The sequence below is a fragment of the Metabacillus sp. KJ11-3 genome (genome assembly GCF_055808295.1).
On the sequence record NZ_CM147865.1, the window covers coordinates 2,664,408 to 2,683,541 of the forward strand.

The window sequence follows — 19,134 nt, forward strand, 5'->3', positions numbered from 1 at the left end:
TTAATTGGTCCTATCATTTACATAAATCTAAGTATAACACGAGAATCATTTTCCGTAATTTTAGTAATATTGATCTTTTAAATGATAAAACTGCTTTTTAAGGTAATCAAAACAACCAAAAAATATTTCACTTCATCGAATTATGATAGTGAATATTGTTTTTAGGGTTTATTGAGCAAAAAAATAACATTTATTATGGAAAAGAAAAAAACTAACTCATCCATCTCCATATAGAAGAGTATGAGTTAGTTATCAATTTATTTATGAATCCATACAGCGCCTGCCGAGTTGTCTTTTGCTTCGCCAATCACCTCAAACTTTAAGCCATGGTTTGGAATAAGTCGACCAGCATCCGGGATTGCAGGATCGATATACTTGTTGGAATCATCAAACTTTTTCTCTCCTTTGAAACCTACAAATTCGTATGCTCCACGTGTAGGAGAATCCACAAAGAAACTTGGCGTTTTATCAAATGAAAACGCAGCATCTGCAATTTGATAACGAGTACTTTGGGCTACAGTTTTCTGTCCGTTTAATGTACCATAGACCGCCTTAGGATGTGAATCAACGACACCAAGGAAACCCTGGCCCGGATGAACACCCACCCAGTTATCTGTATAGCTTTCATCTGCGTACCAAACCAGCAAACCTGTATTATATACTGCTTCACGAGAATATGCTAAAGCTTTATCCGATCCAGCGTAGTTTCTCCACTCAAGATAGTAATGATTTTTCGCTTTTGAAAACCCGTTAGAAATAATAAATCCATCTAATGTTACTAACGCTTCACTTTCAGCATCATCAGAAAAAATTTCTGTGCCATCAGCTGTAACTGAAATGTTATCGAGAGCAAATCCTTGTGGAGCTAAGCCTCCATCTGTTACATATTCAAATACAAGTTTAACCTTTTTACCTGAAAATTGACTCAAATCATATGTTTTTTCTACCCATTTACCATTTGTCGTTTCCATTCCACCTTCAGTATTTTCATCACCGATAACGTCTAACTGAACAGTTTGTCCATCACTTGTTACAGCATTTACATAGACATAGTCATAATCATATTCAACTTCAAACCATTGCAACGCATTAAATTCTGCGGATGTTACATTTGTTAAATCAAATTCCGGAGTTTGAAGATTTGTATGAAGGTCATCACCTTTTGTGCTGTAGTAATAATTTTCCCCTCCAGCCTCATCAGGCAAGAAACCCTTAACATTTTTCTGTGGTAAATTTACTTTTACAATACCAGGGTTCTTAGATTTTGTTACACTTTGATCAATATACGATGCAATACCTAATTTCGTAATCTGCTCATAATCTACCTCTAAAATATTCGCCCAGTTACCTCCCATAGTCGCTTGGAAGAACTCTTTATTTTGCGGAGAAAAACTTGTAGGGGCTGTTCCAGCAATTTTTCCGTTCCAGCTTCCACCACTCATGATCGACCATGAAGCAACAGGCTCACCTTGACCTGTATATTGTGTATCATATTCATCTGGCAACCCTAAATCATGTCCAAATTCATGTGCGAAAACACCAACAGCTCCATCCTCCGGTTGAATTGTATAGTCAAACGCACCCATTTGACCTCCCCAATAGTCTACCTTTGCTTGAGATCCAGGGACAGAGTATACGCCATCCAAAGTCCAGCGATGAGACCAAATAGCATCATCTCCAAGCTGTCCTCCACCCGCTTCTTGACCTGTACCTGCATGAATAATCATAAGATGATCGACTAGACCGTCTGGTTCATTTTGATTTCCATCACCATCTAAATCGTATAAATCAAACTCATCATATTCGGATAAATCCATTCCATTTTCAACCGCAGCATCCAACGCCTCTTTTACTAAATCACGCGGCCCCTGAGGATCTAGGTTATCATGTCCCCCTTCAGGGTTGTCATCACCATAGTCAGCCGCCTTACCTGGGACTGTCAGCCAATCTGAAACTGTACCATCTACCGTATAGCTTCCACCTGATTGTTCTTCATAATATTGTTTAAACGTTTTCACTTTGTCTCCGTTAAACAGCTTGAATTCCTTATCACCAAACATTAACTTTTCATAATGTTCTCGATTAAAGTCTTCAGCATACATATATCCATCTTCTTGAACAACATTATTATGTTTAAAATCTTCAAATTCAGTCAAAAGAACTAAAACTTTATCCGTACGGACATCACCATTGTAAGGTGTCTGCTTGGCTGAATTTACTTTCACTGCACCATTTGGTTTACCTTTTTTATAATTTTCATGCCCTTTGCTAAGTTGTTTAGCTAGCTTGTCCTTTTGTTTTGTAAGAAAATCCTTTGTTTTCTTGTCCATTAACACTTCATTTTCATGTTTATCGGATACCTTACCAGGCTTCTCACCTTGCTTTTTCTCAACATATTCCTTAACTGCATTATTTACTTGCTGACTACTAGCATTCTTCGAAACAACACCTTGTTCTTTCAATGAGTTTGCTAATCTTTCTTCAGGAATGATATTCCAATCGATAGGTGCAGATTCTTGTACATTACTCACTGCTTGGACATTTGAAATATTCGGTATATATGTACTGAATAAAAGTCCCCCCATAACGACCGAGCTCGCGGTAATTTTTAACGTGGTTTGCCACCGCCTGTTTTTCTCCTGTTTACCCCTATTCAATTTTCTCACTGAAATCCCCCTTCTTTTAGTAGAAAGCCTTTAGAATACAAATGATTCTACTAAAATTATAAATAACTACAACATAATTATAATCTTTATATGAATATAATAAATAGTTCGAAGATTCTATTTTCTGAAAATTAAAATAAGTTCTTTTTCCCTATATTTCCCTCATTGTCTAGGTCATTATAAGTAGTTTTAAATTGTCAAAAATAACTTAATTTATCAATATTCCTGGCAGTTTTTCTCACCAAGAATATTGCTTTATCAGATAAACAACACTATTTCACATGGATTATTTTGATTTGACACCTCTACTTTAAATTATTTTAGCTTTAAAGCTTTCATCCATTAAAGAATATTATTCTAAAAAATATATTAAACCTAAATATTACATTTATGACAAAGGGATGACGTTCTCATTTCAACTTGAGGAAAGCCCCCAAAAAACAACAAAGTTCTACAAATTCTATATATAAGTTATGATGAAAAGAGGTAGTATAAATTATGTTTTCAACAACTGAAATTGGAATAGATCTAGGAACAGCAAATATACTTGTTTATACAAAAAACAAAGGAATTGTCCTGAACGAACCTTCTGTAGTCGCAATTGATACTGTTTCTAAGAAGGTATTAGCTGTTGGTTCTGAAGCCAAAAACATGATCGGAAAAACACCAGGCCAAATTGTAGCCGTTAGACCGCTAAAGGATGGTGTTATCGCTGATTATGACATTACCACCGATATGTTAAAACATATAATGAGAATTGCATCAAAAAAGCTAGGAATGTCTGTAAGAAAGCCGACAGTTGTTGTTTGTACACCTTCAGGAGCAACCTCTGTGGAAAGAAGAGCAATTCAGGATGCAATACGAAGTTCAGGTGCTAAACAAGTTCATTTAATTGAAGAACCTGTAGCGGCTGCCATTGGTGCTGATTTGCCAGTAGATGAACCGATCGCTAACGTAATTGTTGACATCGGCGGAGGGACTACTGAAGTAGCAATTATATCGTTTGGCGGTGTTGTTACATGCCACTCCATTCGGATAGGCGGGGATCAATTAGATGAGGATATCATTCAATATGTACGTAAACATTACAACCTATTAATTGGTGAGAGAACGGCCGAACAAATGAAAATGGAGATTGGTTATGCATTAATTGAACATGAAAAAGAATCAATGGAGATCAGGGGTCGGGATTTAGTGACAGGATTACCAAAAACAATAACTGTCACATCTACCGAAATGCAAGAAGCCATGAAAGAGTCACTGCTACACATTTTAGAAGCAATTCGTGCGACACTAGAAGATTGCCCTCCTGAATTAAGTGGTGATATTGTAGACCGTGGTGTCATCTTAACCGGTGGCGGTGCATTAATGAAGGGACTTCAAGAATGGGTAAGTGAAGAAATGATTGTTCCAGTTCATATAGCTCCAAATCCATTGGAATCAGTTGCTATTGGTACAGGCAGATCTCTTTCTGTGATAAACAAATTACTAAGAGTAGCAAAGTAATACGAAAATTAAAATAATAAAAGGATTAAACTCACTTGATTAAAGGAAACAAATTCAAGTGGGTTTAATCCTTTTTATTATAATTATGAGCCTCTTTTTCTATCTTTCCAAGAATTTTACAAAATAAGTTGCATCAATTCTTTTATTCATGAATACATTATATCTGGTTTACTAGTGGCAAAAAGTTATGATTTGTTTTTTTATTTAATCAATACCTAAGGAGGCACATGAGTGAAGGATCTAAGTAGACGTTTTATCATCAGTTTAACATTAGCGCTTATTATTATGGGTGGCATGAGTGTTTCACTAGCAAATATGCCAGGTAATCCTACTGATAATGATGAAATTGTGCAAGTTGTCAGCGAATAAGTAAAAGTGAGGTTTTTAGGAAGTATGTTTATTGAAAATAAAAACACTACTCAACACATCATTCCATTTTCGTTTCCGATTACTGCTCTGTTTTTATTTTTTAGCGGGTGGGGAGGCTCCTATACAATTCCCGTCTTTGTCATTATTTTAATGTTTGGATTCGCATATTCATTTGTATCGATGATGAACAAAAAGGCTGTAATTGGATCCATTATTAATCTTTACGTAATAGGAATATTAATGTTTGGAGGTGCCGTATTGTATTTTATCGGGTTTGCGGCTGACATATAAATATACATATAAATAAGCATTCAAGGGGGGATAATGTTGATCTTCCCCTTCTTGAATGCTTTTATTTACTCACTAAAAGCCCGATCACCTAAAATTTTATACGTGATATCATCGGAAGGCGGATTATGCAATCCTGCCCTCACATCACGATAATACCTTTGAAGAGGATTTGAAGAGTACAAACTTTGACCGCCAACAATTCTCATAGCTAAATCAACTACTTCTACTGCTGTGTTCGTGACAATTGTTTTTGCAATGGCTAAGTCGTAAACCAGCTTTCCTCTCTCCTGTTGAGGTGTTTCATCCCATTTATCAGCTGTGGTATATAATAATGTTCTTGCACTCGTTAACTTAATATCAATTTCCGCGACCTTCCGTCTTACCTCTGGCACCTCTTTAATAGGATGAGGCAGGCTTGTCGGCTGATAGGCTTTTGCAAAACTAACAGCTTCATTTCTCGCAGCAAGAGCTATTCCAATATAACAGGCAGGAATATGAAGCAGCCATCCTTGAGCTGACGGTCGCTCCTTCTTCTCTTTTCTTTCAACTAATGCACTCTCATGAAGGCGAACATTCGTTAATATAAGGTCATCACTTCTTGTTGCACGCATGCCGACAGTATCCCACGTTTCTTCAATTACAACTCCCGGTGTTTCTCTAGGGATGAGAAAATCCCCGATTTCACCGGTTTCTTCAATTGTTGCGGGAACAATAAAATAATCGAGAGCTGGAGCCAATGATGTAAAGATTTTTTTCCCGTTAATAATCCAAGTATCTTTTTCTCTAAAAGCGGTCGTCTCCGGTTTTCCTCCTCTCGCCGGACTTCCTGAGTTAGGTTCTGTTGCAGCACTATTAATTAATGTTTTATTTAAAATGACATCCTGACAAATTTGTTTATAAATCTCTTCATCCCATTTTTTTGTTACATGCAAATGCATCATGATCCCTAAATGCCACCCTAATGACAAGGCAGTAGCACCATCACCCTGTGCAATTTTTTCTTGAACTAATAAAAATTCATATAAGCTTACTCCATGTCCTCCAAATTCTTTAGGAATAGTAAGATGAAGGTATCCTTCTGTCTTTAAAGCATCAAAATTTTCAAACGGAAATGTTCCGTTCCTGTCATTATAGTCTGCTCGTTTAGCGAATTCCTTTGATAACTTTTCTGTTTTCATTAGCCATTTTCTTTGATCCGATGTTTTAATAAATTGTTCATCCAAATAATTCACGTCATCACCTCATTACTTCTTATTGTATTCATTTTCCATTCTAACTGAAAGTAATTTAACTTATGAAAGGGCTTAAACATTTCATCTATTGGTTTGTTTTGTTACAATAATAATGAAATAAGTTTAGCAGTTTTTACATATTTCCTGATAAGAAGGAGTGTTTAATTTGTCAAATTTTCAAAAAAGCCTAGAAAAATATGCGGACCTAGCTGTTCGTGTAGGAGTTAATCTTCAACCAAACCAAAATTTAACAATAAACGCATCAATAGAAGTAGTCGATTTTGTTCGCCTTGTTGTAAAAAAAGCATATGAAGCAGGTGCTCGAAATGTTTATGTTGAGTGGAGTGATGATGTGATCACTCGAACTCGTTTTGAACTTGCTTCTGAAGAGTCTTTAAGTGATTATCCTGAATGGAAAGCAAGAGGTCTTGAGACTTTAGCTGAAAATGATGGTGCATTTATGTCCATTATCTCTTCTGATCCTGATCTTTTAAGCGGTATAGACCCAAAGAGAATCGCTGTATCAACCAAAGCTGCCGGAATGGCTCTATCAAAGTATCGAAATTATTTACAAGCAGATAAAGCTAGCTGGTCTGTTATTGCAGCTTCTTCAAAGAAATGGGCAGAAAAAGTCTTCCCAAACGAGCATGAAGACAAACAAGTTGAAAAGCTCTGGGAAGCTATATTTAAGACAACACGTGTGGATCAGGAAGATCCTGTCACAGCTTGGAATCAGCATAATGACAACTTACATACAAAAGTGGATTACTTAAATAACAAAAAGTATAAAAAGCTTCACTATAAAGCAACGGGAACAGATTTGACAATCGAACTTCATGAAACTCATACATGGGTTGGCGCTGGAAGTGAAAATGAAAAGGGAAATTTCTTTATGGCAAACATGCCTACAGAAGAAGTCTTTACGGTACCACTACGAAATGGTGTAAACGGGATTGTGAGAAGCACAAAACCTCTAAGCTATAGCGGAAATTTAATTGATAATTTTTCACTAACCTTTGAAAATGGAAGAATTGTTTCTGTACAAGCAGAAAAAGGTGAAGAAGTATTAAAACAACTTGTTGAAACAGACGAAGGTTCACACTATTTAGGAGAAATAGCATTAGTTGCACATGATTCACCTATTTCTCAATCCGGTATCCTTTTTTATAACACACTTTTTGATGAAAATGCATCAAATCACTTAGCAATCGGAAACGGTTATGCATTTTGTGTAGAAGGCGGAAAGAAAATGTCTCGCGAAGAATTAGAAAAAGTAGGTGTAAATTCCAGCATAACACATGTTGACTTTATGATCGGTTCAGCTGACATGAATATTGATGGTATTAGAGAAGATGGAACATCTGAAGCGATCTTCCGAAATGGAACATGGGCTTTTTAGTTATCTAAATGGGCTGACAGTTGTCAGCCCTTTTCATAAGTAACCATGACAATCGTTTATTTATATAGATAAGGAGTTTTTTCATGAAGCAAGTTGAAGTATATATTTTATCTGGATTTTTAGGGGCTGGAAAAACCACACTTCTTCAAAATATCCTTTCAGAGGAACAACAGAATCATCGTAAAATAGCCGTCATAATGAATGAACTTGGTGAAGTCTCAATCGATTCAAATATGATTCCTGAAGAGACTCCTCTAAAGGAACTGCTAAATGGCTGTGTTTGCTGTACCATCCAAGGACAGCTTGAAGTACAGTTAGAAAACATGCTTCGAGAATATGACCTCGATGCTATATACATTGAAACAACTGGTGTTGCACACCCAATCGAAGTCTTGGATGCCTGCTTGTCCCCACTTTTCGCAGAAAAACTTGAAGTAAAAGCCATATTAACCATAGTGGATGCACATAGGTGGCAAAATCGAACCGCACTAAGCATTCAATTACGTAAATTACTGAGCGAACAAGTTGAACATGCAGATGTTGTTCTTCTTAACAAAGTAGATTCTTTATCTGAAAACGAAAAAGCAAAGGTCACCTCTGAAATACAATCAATAAATCAAACAGGAAAACTGTTTATGACTGAATTTGCCAGAATTCCTTTATCATCCATTCAGATAAATAAAATGAACAAGAAGCAACAACATGAACAAGCACATGTTCACAATCATCTTCACTTAAGAAGCTATGTACATACTTTTGCTAATCCGATCGATTTAGATAAATTTGAAGATTTTTTGAGAGAGATGCCTGATACAATCTTCCGTATAAAAGGCTATATTCGTTTTAGTCATTCAAACGAATCATTTCTTTTTCAGTATTCCTACGGTATGCCTTTATATATGAAGGAGCAAGTGAACAGAAAACAAACTCTTGTATTTATTGGTGAAAACTTAGATCATTCCTCATTACAAAAGCAGCTAGATACTCTAGTGATATGAGCTCAAAACAAATAAGCCAAGCGTCTAGGTTTAGATGCTTGGCTTATTAAAACATTTTATTAAATGTAAAGTTCTTTCACTTGTTTTTGAACTTGTTCATCTTCAAGAAATTCATCGTATGTCATTTGTTTATCTACAGTACCGTTTGGTGTAACTTCGATGATACGATTTGCAATTGTTTGGACAAATTGATGGTCATGAGATGTAAAAATCATGGCACCTTTATAAACTGTTAAACCATTATTTAACGCTGTAATAGATTCTAGATCCAAGTGGTTTGTAGGTTCATCTAATAACAGGACATTCGCACCGCTTAACATCGCTTTAGATAGCATGCAACGAACTTTCTCTCCCCCGGATAAGACACTTGGTTTTTTCAATACTTCTTCTCCAGAAAATAACATTCTTCCCAAGAATCCGCGTAAAAAGCTTTCACTTTGATCATTTGGAGAATATTGACGCAGCCAATCGACTAATGTTGGCTCATCCCCTTTGAAATACTCTCCATTATCTTTTGGAAAATAAGCTTGTGATGTTGTTACACCCCATTTAAATGTCCCGCTATCAGGCTCCATTTCCCCAGCTAAAATTTTAAATAATGTAGTAATCGCAATCTCGTCACGACCAACTAAGGCAATTTTATCTTCTTTGTTCATAATAAAGCTTATATTATCTAATACTTTTACTCCATCTATTGTTTTAGATAGTCCTTCTACACGTAATACATCGTTACCAATTTCACGTTCTGGTGTAAAGTTTACATATGGATAGCGACGGGAAGAAGGTTGAATATCATCTAGAGTAATTTTGTCTAATAATTTTTTTCTTGATGTTGCTTGCTTTGACTTAGATGCATTCGCACTAAATCTAGCAATGAAGTTTTGAAGTTCTTTAATCTTTTCTTCTTTTTTCTTATTTGCTTCCTGGCCTAATTTTAATGCTAATTGACTTGACTCATACCAGAAATCATAGTTACCGACATAGACTTTGATCTTAGAAAAGTCAAGATCAGCAATATGAGTACATACTTTATTTAAAAAGTGACGGTCATGTGATACAACGATAACCGTATTTTCAAAGTTAATAAGAAACTCTTCCAACCACTGAATTGCATGAATATCAAGGTGGTTTGTCGGCTCATCTAGTAACAGAACATCAGGTTGGCCAAATAATGCCTGTGCTAATAATACCTTGACCTTATCTCCACCAGTAAGTTCAGCCATTTTTTTCGAATGAAGCTCTTCAGTAATTCCCAGACCTTTTAGAAGTATAGCTGCTTCACTTTCTGCTTCCCATCCGTTTAGTTCGGCAAATTCTCCTTCAAGCTCAGCTGCTTTCATTCCATCTTCATCTGTAAAATCTTCCTTCATATAGATCGCATCTTTTTCTTGCATAACCTCATAAAGGCGTTTATGCCCCATTATGACTGTTTTTAGAACCTCAAACTCCTCGTATTCAAAATGGTTCTGTTTTAATACTGCTAATCGTTCACCCGGCGCCATACTAACATCACCAGTTTGAGCTTCAATTTCCCCTGATAAAATTTTCAAGAATGTGGATTTTCCAGCACCATTAGCACCAATTAATCCATAACAGTTACCAGGTGTAAATTTAATATTTACATCTTCAAAAAGCTTTCGATCACCAAATCGTAAGCTAACATTTGTCACTTGAATCATATAACTCCTCCATTAATAAAGGGTTGTCTACCCTATTTCTTTAAAAGTAAGTATTTTTACTACTATATATACTTTTATGGACATGCCTATTATAATGGAAAATCATAGTGATAGCAATGAATACAACAAATCAATCCACTCTTAGAAAAACGAAGATTTTTTAATAATACCTATTCACTATTTGCTTTTCCCTTTTATTTCTGTTATGATAAGTAAGAATTATTTTTGTTCGGTCTGTAAGGAAAGAATAAGTGGTTTAAACTTTTCGCCTTTGATATCTAATTGAGCAAGGATAGTAATAAAACGTGGATTTTCCACACAGGAGGCAACAATTATGCAACAAGGTACAGTAAAATGGTTTAACGCAGAAAAAGGTTTCGGTTTCATCGAAGTTGAAGGTGGAGACGACGTATTCGTACATTTCTCAGCTATCCAAGGCGAAGGATTTAAATCTTTAGACGAAGGTCAAAAAGTTTCTTTTGACACAGAGCAAGGTCAACGCGGTCTTCAAGCAGTTAACGTTACAAAATTATAATTAACTGATTGATTTATGACAAGAAGGTCTCTAATTTAGAGGCCTTCTTTTTTTATAAACAAACCGCCAATTGTAGTTATCCATTTACTTATTCATATAGCCGATTAATCTGCGTAATTCTTCTAAAAAATAAAAAAGCCACTCAAAAATGAGTGGTTGAAGTCTTGCTACAAGTATTAAATGGTACCTCAAGGATACCACATAATTAAAAATAAACCTAATCCTTATCCTTCCTTATACTCTATTCCTCTTTTTAAGTATATTTCATCTTAAATTTGCAAACGATTTTAGGGTACAGAATGGAGGTTTACATAAATGTTTTCAACTCGTGGGGATGCACATAAATTATACCTGAAATTTAAAAGGATATCAGACAAGGGCGAACCATTACATGAATTAAATGAATTAAGAGAAATATCTGCAATGAAAACATTTTATAAGAAAATCGATACCGCAACTTTGGAGAAAATCTATTATCGAATGCTAAAAGAAAAAAACGGAATGGGAATGATACCTATTTTTGTTTCGGCAGGACCATGGCTGCTGTTTCTATTCTCCAAACAACTTCAAGAATTTTTATTTAATAACGGGAGTATGCCGTTTTTTATATTTATTACAGTTTATCTGTCCATCTTAATCATTAGTGTTATCTTACACTTTAGGGAAAAGGCTTGGGCAACCATTCATTTGACCTTAATCAAGCATATTCTGGAAGGTCGGAATAACAGCTTTATTTAAAAAAGCATGCATAGTTTGCACGCTTTTTTAGAATGCAGCTTTTTTATTTTTTCTAAAAACAATAATGGAAAATATAATCCCGGTCACAACTGTTGTTAAAGTGGATATCATGGCATTTACATTTGTCGTGACAAACAAGGAAGGAATATCACCATATACAGTGTCCTCCATTGTTAAAAATAGACAAAGAAACATATTATTTGCTGCATGAGCACCAATTGAAAATTCGGAACTATTTGTTTTGATAGAAATATAGGTCCATATAAAGCCCATAGAAAGATAATCTAACGCAACCCAAAATGCTCCATATTCCATCTCCGGATTAAAGAAATGAAGACTTCCAAAGATTCCACCAACAATAATAGTTAATAGAATTGGATTTTGTGTAAATTTCCCACCCCATTGCAGTAAAAAGCCCCTAAACAATAATTCCTCGGAAGTTGTTTGAATAGGTACAAGGAAAATAACAGCTACTAATAACCATAGAAACCTCGACATATCAAACTCATTCAAGTGATAATCACTAGGGAAAATGATAAAATCAATAAAAGAAAAAACACCCAGAATCACAAGGAAAACCAGAAAACCATACCCAATTTTTGCCCAATTAAGTTTATCGGCTGGGGTAATGATCGAAATAAATCTTCTTTTTAATATAAATTTAACAGCAATAAATAACCCAACAACCAATAAGATACTCTGAAGATGCAATAAATAAAGATCTACAAGCGGATCTGTTACTAAACCTGTTTCGATATCAAGAAGGCCAGGGTTTATGACTTCACCAATGATTAAAGCAACTATGTATGCAAGAGTACCTAAAATAACCATAAAAGCTAATATAACAAGAAGTGAACTAATATAACGTTTATGAGTATTTTTTCCTTCTTCAATCTTTATAAAATTTTGACTCATCATCAATCTCCTTTTATGAATGTTTTATCTTACTAATATTAACTTAGTTTTACATAAATTAACATCATAAAAGATTTTTGTACAATATATATATCTAGTTTATTTGTAATTGCCGAGTTCTTTGAAGCTATTCAATAAAATTGTTAATCTGTGAATAGCTCCGTTTACTTTTTTCATTAAACATTCAAATGATTTAACGATGCTCCATGTATGTTCATTTACTTTACCAAAGTCCTCTATATCCCAATATAAACTTAGGATGGAATGGCAAAAGCCCCATAAAATAATTCGATCTTTTTTTAAAAGTAAATGGTCAACTAGTATGTCAATCCGCCTTTCCAAAACCTCTAAATAATTCTCCGGAGGCACTTTGTTCAAGAGAAATTGAATTACATCATATTCTCTTTCTCCAATTAGCCCTTTTGGATCGATAGCAATCCATTTATGTTGATTTGAGAATAAAACATTATGATGATGAAGGTCACCATGTAGCAAAAATAACTTTTCAATTGAACTTGTAAGTTCTGAGAAAATTAGTTCTGCTTCAATCAACATATCAGCTGTAATTGGTCCAATTCCATCCTTATGATTTAAACGAATCTTTTTAAAGTCTTCTTCTCTTTGAAAAATAGTTGGTATTGAACTTTTTAGAGGAGCTTCAGTCCACAAATTTTTCATAACATTTGCCATAATGAAAGTGGCATCTTCGTCATTGTTAACAGTATATAGCTTTTCTCCTGGCGAAATGTGTTCCAGTACCATTATCCCTTTTTCAACCTCTACATCTAGTAATCTAACTATCGTGCTACTCTGTAAATTTGTTAACGCCTCAACTTCTTGTATAAATTCTTTTCCATGGGGCACAACAAATTTTACAACAATAAAACTTCCATCTTTTTTTACAGCAGGAGCAACAAAATTATAAGATAATTCATATGGTTGGAGAATGTCACAGTCCCATTTTAATTCACAGTCACGCTTTAAGTTATCAAAATGTTCTAGCCATTCATCTCCTTTTTGCTTATGAATTGACTTTATAGTCCTGATAAAGTGATCTGGTAAATAACTCATCGCTTCCTCCATAACTTTTAATTAACTATATATTCTATATCCGTCTCTACATTCCTTCACTCCTTAAATTGAACATTATTCTCAAAAGATACGATTTACTTAATCAAAGAAATAAACTATGGTAAAATAGATTATCTTAATCATATGAGGAGCCACAACATGAAACTACATACACTTATTGAATATTGTTTACTTATACTTTTTTCCGGGATTTATTTTGCATTTCTGGGCTTTCAATCAAATGGAATTGCCTTTATTATTGGTGTAATCTTTATTTACATAATTATCACATTGTTATTGAAACGGATTCTCCCACACTACCAGATCGAAAATAAAAAACTTTCACTATTAGTAAGTGTTGCTTTAATAAGTGGAAGTGTATTTATTACAATGCTAATTTTAACAATTTTAGCAACTTGACGAAAAACTATTTCCCTGTATTTTCAGGTGGTTCTTCTTGCTGTCTTCGCTTTCTTTTTAAAATGAACCAAACGACAATGAGAATGCCACCTAACACAATGAAGACGGGTATACTACCTACGATAAATACTATTACTGTAGATATGGCTCTAATGACGAAATTTAGAGTTTCCATGAATTGCTTTTTCGTTTCATTCCAGGTATTTAAGTCATTATTTTCAAGAGCGGGAACATTGACCTTACTCTCTTGTAAATGAATTGTTATGGTTGCTAAACTCACCTGATTATCTAAATAATTCTTTCTACCTTTTATTTGTTCTATTTCTTCCTGAACAGCAGCTAAATCATTTGATATTTTTAATAGATCCTCTGTCTTTTCTGCTTTCTCCATAAATTCAAGTAAACGCTTTTCAACTACTTGTTTTGATTTAAGTCTTGATTCCAAATCTACATATTCTTCTGACACATCTTGACCACTTATGGATTCATCAATTACTTTTGTACTTTCGCTTTCAACAGTCTTTAAAAATGATTGGAAGTTTTCTTGAGGAATTCTTACCGTAATAGTCCCTTCCATTAATTCATCTTCTACTGAATAAGAATTTGTATTTACGATATATCCGTTATTTGTTTGTAGTTCCTTTTGGATAAAGGATATAGCTTGAGTATAGCTGTTAACTTGAATGGAAAGGTTTGCTGTATAAATGACCATTCGATCACTCATATTTGTTACCTGAGATTTAGTATCCGATTCCTTTTGTTCAACAGGATCTGACCTTAACTCTGCCTTGTTTTCTGTTTCAACTGCCTTTTCTTCAACAGTATCACCTTCAGATGCATAATTAGCTTTATCTGCTTGACTTTCTTCACTAGAAGAATTGCTGCATCCGCCAATAACAATTACTAGTAAAAATGAACATATGATAACCATCCAACTTTTCATTACACAACACTTCCTTAATAGGTTGTAATCTCTTAGAAGTAGACGTATAGAGAGATCAAATGTTACAAAAATGGAAAAAAACAAAGAGCCGACACCTATAGTATCGACTCTTTGTTTTTACTCTGTTTTTTGAAAATGATCAAATGGATAAAAAATGAATTCAGACTTACCGAGTATCCGGCTTGATTCAATAAGACCCAATCCATTTCGACTATCCATGCTATTTAAACGATTATCGCCCATCACAAAATAACTTCCTTCAGGTACCTCCACCTCTTCAAAGTCTCCTGTTAGCATCATTCCCAACTGCTCAGCTTCTTCACGGTTTTCTGATAAATAGGGTTCCTCTATAAGTTGATCATTCACATATACTTGTCCTTCTTCTGCACGAACCTTATCACCTGGTAATCCAATTATTCGCTTTACATAACGAATATTTTCTTCTTCACCATCAATAATAACAATATCTCCCTTATTTATTTCACCGATAAATTTTAATGTTTTATTTACAAATAGACGATCACCATCATGTAAAGTAGGGTCCATTGATGAACCTTCTACAAGATACGGCTCAAATAAAAAGAATCGTATAATCATTGCGAGCCCCACAGCTAAAACGATGGCCTTAGTCCATTCCCATATTTTAGATTTTGTTGTTTCAGTTTCTGTTTGTGACATGAAAAGTCCTCCTAAATTCAATCCTCTTCTTATTATACCTCTTTATATGCCCATTTGTTAAATATTTAAAAATCCTTTATCTTTTATTGAATGATACTCCTAAAAGAGTATATAAACATAAAAAAACAAGCCCTACCAGTATCCAGGGCCTGCTTCTAATATGGTTTTATTTGGTTATTCAACAACTTCAAGCTCTACATCAATATTTCCTCGTGTTGCTTTTGAATAAGGGCAAAATTTATGAGCTTTATCAACCAGCTCCCTTAGCTTTGCTTTTTCAATGCCTGTCCCTTTTACTTGTAAGGTAACCCCTATTTTAAAGCCATCATCTGTATTATCTTTCAATAAAGATACATTTGCTGTTACTTCAGATTCGAAATGAACTTTTTCTCTTTTCGCCATTAATTGGAGGGCACCATCAAAACATGCAGAATATCCTGCTGCAAATAATTGTTCAGGATTTGTAGCATCAGGATTTTCTTTAGCCTGAGGTGAACCAGGCATAGCTAATTTCAAGTTCATTTTCCCATCAGAAGACTCTACTCTTCCATCTCTACCACCAACAGCTTTTGCAGTTGATGTAAACAATGATTCTGACATGAATATATTCCACCTTCCATTTTCTTTAGTTTGACCATTACTAGAATGCACCCTATTTTACACATATCTAATCAAAAAAAGCTGATTTGTTTCGAATTATCCGAGACAAATCAGCTTTCTTATTATTCCTTCACTGGTTTTTTCAAAATCCCAAGCATAATAGCTGTTATAACAGCACCAATCACAATTGCTAGAAGATATAAAAATGGATTTCCCTCAACCAATGGAATAACAAATGCGCCACCATGAGGAGCACGTAATCCATTTCCGAAAAACATCGCTAATGCACCAGCAACAGCTGAGCCTGTTACAATTGAAGGAATGACACGACCTGGATCGGCCGCCGCAAACGGTATTGCTCCTTCTGTAATAAAGGATGCACCCATTATATAACATGTAATACCTGATTGACGTTCACGTTTTGTAAATTTGTTCTTAAATAAAGTTGTTGCTAAAGCGATTCCCAACGGTGGAACCATTCCTCCAGCCATTACTGCGGCATGTGGAGCAAAATTTCCTGAGTCAATCATCGCAATACCAAAAGTAAAAGCAGCTTTATTGACAGGACCACCCATATCAATAGCCATCATTCCTCCTAATAATAAACCAAGTAATACTAAGTTACCAGTTCCTAATCCACCTAAGAAATCACTAATACCAGCATTTAATGCGCTTACTGGTTTGTTTACCACAAAGAACATGATCATTCCGACAGATAAGATACTTAAAACTGGATATAACAGAACAGGCTTAATTCCTTCTAATGATGCTGGTAAACCTGAAAGTAGTTTCTTCAAAAGAACAACAATATAACCCGCTAAGAAACCGGCAATTAAACCTCCTAAGAAACCAGCCCCACCTTGTGCTGCCATAAACCCACCAACCATACCAGGTGCTAAACCAGGGCGATCAGCAATACTTAATGCGATAAATCCGGCTAATACCGGTATCATTAAACCAAAAGCATTTCCGCCACCAATCGTACTTAACGCTTCTGCTAAAACATTATGTGAAGGATCGTTCGGATCAGAAGCATGAATACCAAATATGAAAGAAAGAGCGATTAAGATACCGCCTCCAACAACGAACGGAAGCATATTCGAAACACCATTCATTAAGTGTTTATAAAATCCAGTTCTTTCACTACTTCCCTCTTCTTTTCTTCCTTCTCCATTTCCTTTATAAATAGGAGCATCTTGGTTAACAGCTCGATCTAGTAATTCCTTTGTTTTACGAATTCCATCCGCTACAGGGACGATGATGACATGCTTTCCTTTGAAGCGTTCCATTTCAACTTGCTTATCTGCCGCAACAATAATGGCAGTAGCTTCTTCAATTTCTGATGCTGTTAACACATTTTTTGCTCCACCAGAGCCATTCGTTTCAACCTTAAAAGAAAGATTCATCTCTTTTGCTTTTTCTTTTAACGCGTCTGCTGCCATATACGTATGGGCAATTCCTGTTGGACAAGCAGTAACTGCGAGGATTTTCCCTTTATTGGTACCTTCTACCTCTTTGTCCTCATCTTGAACATCGTATTTATCGATAGTAGCCAACACATCTTCAATTGTTTTTGCAGCCATTAATTGATCTCTTACTTCTTGTTTCATTAAAATACTGGATAGTTTCGATAATGCTTCTAAATGAGTATTGTTCGCACCATCCGGAGCTGCTATCATAAAAAATAAATAGCTGGGCTGACCATCTAATGACTCATAATCTACCCCTTCAACTGATCGTCCAAATACAATAGACGGTTCTTTAACAGCTGCTGTTTTAGCATGTGGAATTGCAATCCCATCACCAATTCCAGTTGTACTTTGCTTTTCCCGTTCTAAAACCGCCTGTTCGTAAGCAACCTTATCAGATAGCTTGCCCGCACGGTTTAATACTTCCACTAATTCTGTTACAACATCGCCTTTAGATGTTGATTGGATATTTAATATAATTGTATCCTTTGTTAATATCTCTGTTATTCTCATCTTTCTTCCCCCTCTATACCTTCTTCACTTCAATTTGAGGCAATAATTCTTCCATTTCCTCTTTTGTACATAACTCAATTGAAAAAGCTGTTGCACTTCCTGAAGCGACTCCAATCTTAAATGCTTCTTCAATTGGATGATTTGTTGAATACGCACTAATAAATCCTCCAACTACAGAATCACCTGCACCAACTGAATTCAACACTTTTCCCTTCGGAACATTCGCAACAAAACTATTTTTTTCAGTTACAAGCAATGCGCCCTTTTCAGCTAATGACACAATAACATGTTGAACTCCTTGTGAAACTAGCTTCTTCGCATATTCATGTGCTTCTTCTACCGATTCAATTCTTGTACCGAATAATTCGCCCAATTCATGATGGTTAGGTTTAATTAAGTAAGGTTTTCCGGATACAACTTCTTTCAATGCATTTCCTGAAACATCTGCAACCACTTTTATCTCTTTTTCTTTGCAAATATCCATAATTCTCTTATAGATGGATGATGGTAATGTTCCAGGGATACTTCCTGCTAATAAAACGATATCATGGCGATCCATGTCTTCAAATTGTTGTAAAAACCGATCTAATTGCTCATCTGACACACTTGGACCTAAACCATTGATTTCTGTTTCAACATCGGTTTTTAATTTTATGTTAATTCGTGTATCACCAGATACTTTTATAAATTGATGATTAATATTCTCAGCAGTTAAAAAATCTTCAATAAAGACACCCGTAAAGCCACCTAAAAAACCTATTGCCTTAGATTCTACTCCTAGTCGCTTCATAACTCTTGATACATTAATTCCCTTTCCTCCAGGAAACTTAGAATCATCTGTCATTCTGTTCAAAGAGCCTATTTCGAATTGTTCTAATTTAACAATGTAATCCACCGAAGGATTTAGCGTAATAGTATAAATCATGAATTCACTACCTTTATTGCTTTATTTTTTATATATGGATAAAGCTTTTCCCCTAATATCCATTACAAGTATTTTGTAACATTTCATTGCAACTAATTTTTGTAAGCGAATTCACCGCTTGCTTACATCTTATTATACTTTCACTTTCAGTCAAAATCAATCGTAAAATATCAAAAACTATCATTTT

18 protein-coding genes are annotated in these 19,134 nt (G+C 35.0%); 8 read left to right on the forward strand and 10 right to left on the reverse strand.

The genetic code is table 11. The annotated features are described in order from the left end of the window. Positions 1 to 257 precede the first annotated feature (257 nt). On the reverse strand, positions 258 to 2,585 hold the full coding sequence (locus tag AC0L8O_RS13555) for an immune inhibitor A domain-containing protein (protein WP_473448884.1): 2,328 nt from the start codon (positions 2,583 to 2,585) through the stop codon (positions 258 to 260). 579 nt (positions 2,586 to 3,164) lie between these two features. On the opposite strand from AC0L8O_RS13555, the gene mreBH reads away from it, so the two are divergent. The 3 genes from mreBH to AC0L8O_RS13570 all read left to right on the forward strand — a co-directional run bounded on the left by mreBH (position 3,165) and on the right by AC0L8O_RS13570 (position 4,832). Beyond that, positions 3,165 to 4,172 carry a rod-share determining protein MreBH gene (mreBH, locus tag AC0L8O_RS13560; RefSeq protein WP_026560532.1) on the forward strand — a complete coding sequence of 336 codons (1,008 nt, stop codon included), beginning with the start codon at positions 3,165 to 3,167 and terminating at the stop codon, positions 4,170 to 4,172. 231 nt (positions 4,173 to 4,403) lie between these two features. After that, positions 4,404 to 4,541 (forward strand): protein YkpC, encoded by a 138-nt coding sequence (locus AC0L8O_RS13565; protein WP_198025723.1) that lies wholly within the window; start codon positions 4,404 to 4,406, stop codon positions 4,539 to 4,541. A 24-nt stretch (positions 4,542 to 4,565) separates the two neighbouring features. After that, positions 4,566 to 4,832 carry a hypothetical protein gene (locus tag AC0L8O_RS13570; RefSeq protein WP_473442977.1) on the forward strand — a complete coding sequence of 89 codons (267 nt, stop codon included), beginning with the start codon at positions 4,566 to 4,568 and terminating at the stop codon, positions 4,830 to 4,832. 65 nt (positions 4,833 to 4,897) lie between these two features. Here the strand turns inward: AC0L8O_RS13570 and AC0L8O_RS13575 are convergent, their stop codons facing one another. Then, complete coding sequence (locus AC0L8O_RS13575; RefSeq protein ID WP_473442979.1) at positions 4,898 to 6,064, reverse strand: acyl-CoA dehydrogenase family protein; 1,167 nt, start codon at positions 6,062 to 6,064, stop codon at positions 4,898 to 4,900. Between the two features lie 166 nt (positions 6,065 to 6,230). Here AC0L8O_RS13575 and AC0L8O_RS13580 point away from each other — a divergent pair, with 166 nt between their 5' ends. Both AC0L8O_RS13580 and AC0L8O_RS13585 read left to right on the forward strand, forming a co-directional pair. Then, a complete protein-coding gene (locus tag AC0L8O_RS13580; RefSeq protein ID WP_473442981.1) occupies positions 6,231 to 7,463 on the forward strand; it encodes an aminopeptidase in 1,233 nt (410 codons plus the stop codon). A gap of 83 nt (positions 7,464 to 7,546) precedes the next feature. Beyond that, positions 7,547 to 8,461 carry a CobW family GTP-binding protein gene (locus AC0L8O_RS13585; protein WP_473442983.1) on the forward strand — a complete coding sequence of 305 codons (915 nt, stop codon included), beginning with the start codon at positions 7,547 to 7,549 and terminating at the stop codon, positions 8,459 to 8,461. A gap of 59 nt (positions 8,462 to 8,520) precedes the next feature. On the opposite strand, the gene AC0L8O_RS13590 is transcribed toward AC0L8O_RS13585, so the two are convergent. Further along, the gene (locus tag AC0L8O_RS13590) at positions 8,521 to 10,140 is read right to left on the reverse strand and encodes an ABC-F family ATP-binding cassette domain-containing protein (protein WP_473442985.1); all 1,620 of its coding nucleotides are present in this window, start codon (positions 10,138 to 10,140) and stop codon (positions 8,521 to 8,523) included. A 334-nt stretch (positions 10,141 to 10,474) separates the two neighbouring features. Here AC0L8O_RS13590 and AC0L8O_RS13595 point away from each other — a divergent pair, with 334 nt between their 5' ends. Both AC0L8O_RS13595 and AC0L8O_RS13600 read left to right on the forward strand, forming a co-directional pair. After that, positions 10,475 to 10,675 (forward strand): cold-shock protein, encoded by a 201-nt coding sequence (locus tag AC0L8O_RS13595; RefSeq protein WP_026560538.1) that lies wholly within the window; start codon positions 10,475 to 10,477, stop codon positions 10,673 to 10,675. 315 nt (positions 10,676 to 10,990) lie between these two features. Continuing rightward, positions 10,991 to 11,413, forward strand: coding sequence for a hypothetical protein (locus AC0L8O_RS13600; protein ID WP_473442987.1), 423 nt, complete (start codon positions 10,991 to 10,993; stop codon positions 11,411 to 11,413). Between the two features lie 27 nt (positions 11,414 to 11,440). Here the strand turns inward: AC0L8O_RS13600 and AC0L8O_RS13605 are convergent, their stop codons facing one another. Both AC0L8O_RS13605 and AC0L8O_RS13610 read right to left on the reverse strand, forming a co-directional pair. Continuing rightward, positions 11,441 to 12,331, reverse strand: coding sequence for a lysostaphin resistance A-like protein (locus AC0L8O_RS13605; protein WP_473442989.1), 891 nt, complete (start codon positions 12,329 to 12,331; stop codon positions 11,441 to 11,443). 96 nt (positions 12,332 to 12,427) lie between these two features. Then, positions 12,428 to 13,399: an aminoglycoside phosphotransferase family protein gene (locus tag AC0L8O_RS13610; protein WP_473442991.1), complete on the reverse strand. Its 972-nt coding sequence runs from the start codon at positions 13,397 to 13,399 to the stop codon at positions 12,428 to 12,430. Positions 13,400 to 13,558: 159 nt separating this feature from the next. Here AC0L8O_RS13610 and AC0L8O_RS13615 point away from each other — a divergent pair, with 159 nt between their 5' ends. Next, positions 13,559 to 13,819 carry a hypothetical protein gene (locus tag AC0L8O_RS13615; protein WP_473442993.1) on the forward strand — a complete coding sequence of 87 codons (261 nt, stop codon included), beginning with the start codon at positions 13,559 to 13,561 and terminating at the stop codon, positions 13,817 to 13,819. 7 nt (positions 13,820 to 13,826) lie between these two features. Here AC0L8O_RS13615 and AC0L8O_RS13620 read toward each other — a convergent pair whose 3' ends face one another. From AC0L8O_RS13620 to pfkB, 5 genes are all read right to left on the reverse strand, one after another. Further along, positions 13,827 to 14,762: a DUF4349 domain-containing protein gene (locus AC0L8O_RS13620; RefSeq protein WP_473442995.1), complete on the reverse strand. Its 936-nt coding sequence runs from the start codon at positions 14,760 to 14,762 to the stop codon at positions 13,827 to 13,829. 117 nt (positions 14,763 to 14,879) lie between these two features. Then, positions 14,880 to 15,440: a signal peptidase I gene (lepB, locus tag AC0L8O_RS13625; protein ID WP_473442997.1), complete on the reverse strand. Its 561-nt coding sequence runs from the start codon at positions 15,438 to 15,440 to the stop codon at positions 14,880 to 14,882. Between the two features lie 174 nt (positions 15,441 to 15,614). Continuing rightward, the gene (locus tag AC0L8O_RS13630; RefSeq protein WP_473443000.1) at positions 15,615 to 16,040 is read right to left on the reverse strand and encodes an organic hydroperoxide resistance protein; all 426 of its coding nucleotides are present in this window, start codon (positions 16,038 to 16,040) and stop codon (positions 15,615 to 15,617) included. Positions 16,041 to 16,162: 122 nt separating this feature from the next. After that, positions 16,163 to 18,022, reverse strand: a complete 1,860-nt coding sequence (locus AC0L8O_RS13635) for a PTS fructose transporter subunit IIABC (protein WP_473443002.1) — start codon at positions 18,020 to 18,022, stop codon at positions 16,163 to 16,165. Between the two features lie 13 nt (positions 18,023 to 18,035). Continuing rightward, on the reverse strand, positions 18,036 to 18,947 hold the full coding sequence (gene pfkB, locus AC0L8O_RS13640; RefSeq protein ID WP_473443005.1) for a 1-phosphofructokinase: 912 nt from the start codon (positions 18,945 to 18,947) through the stop codon (positions 18,036 to 18,038). Between the last annotated feature and the right edge of the window lie 187 nt (positions 18,948 to 19,134).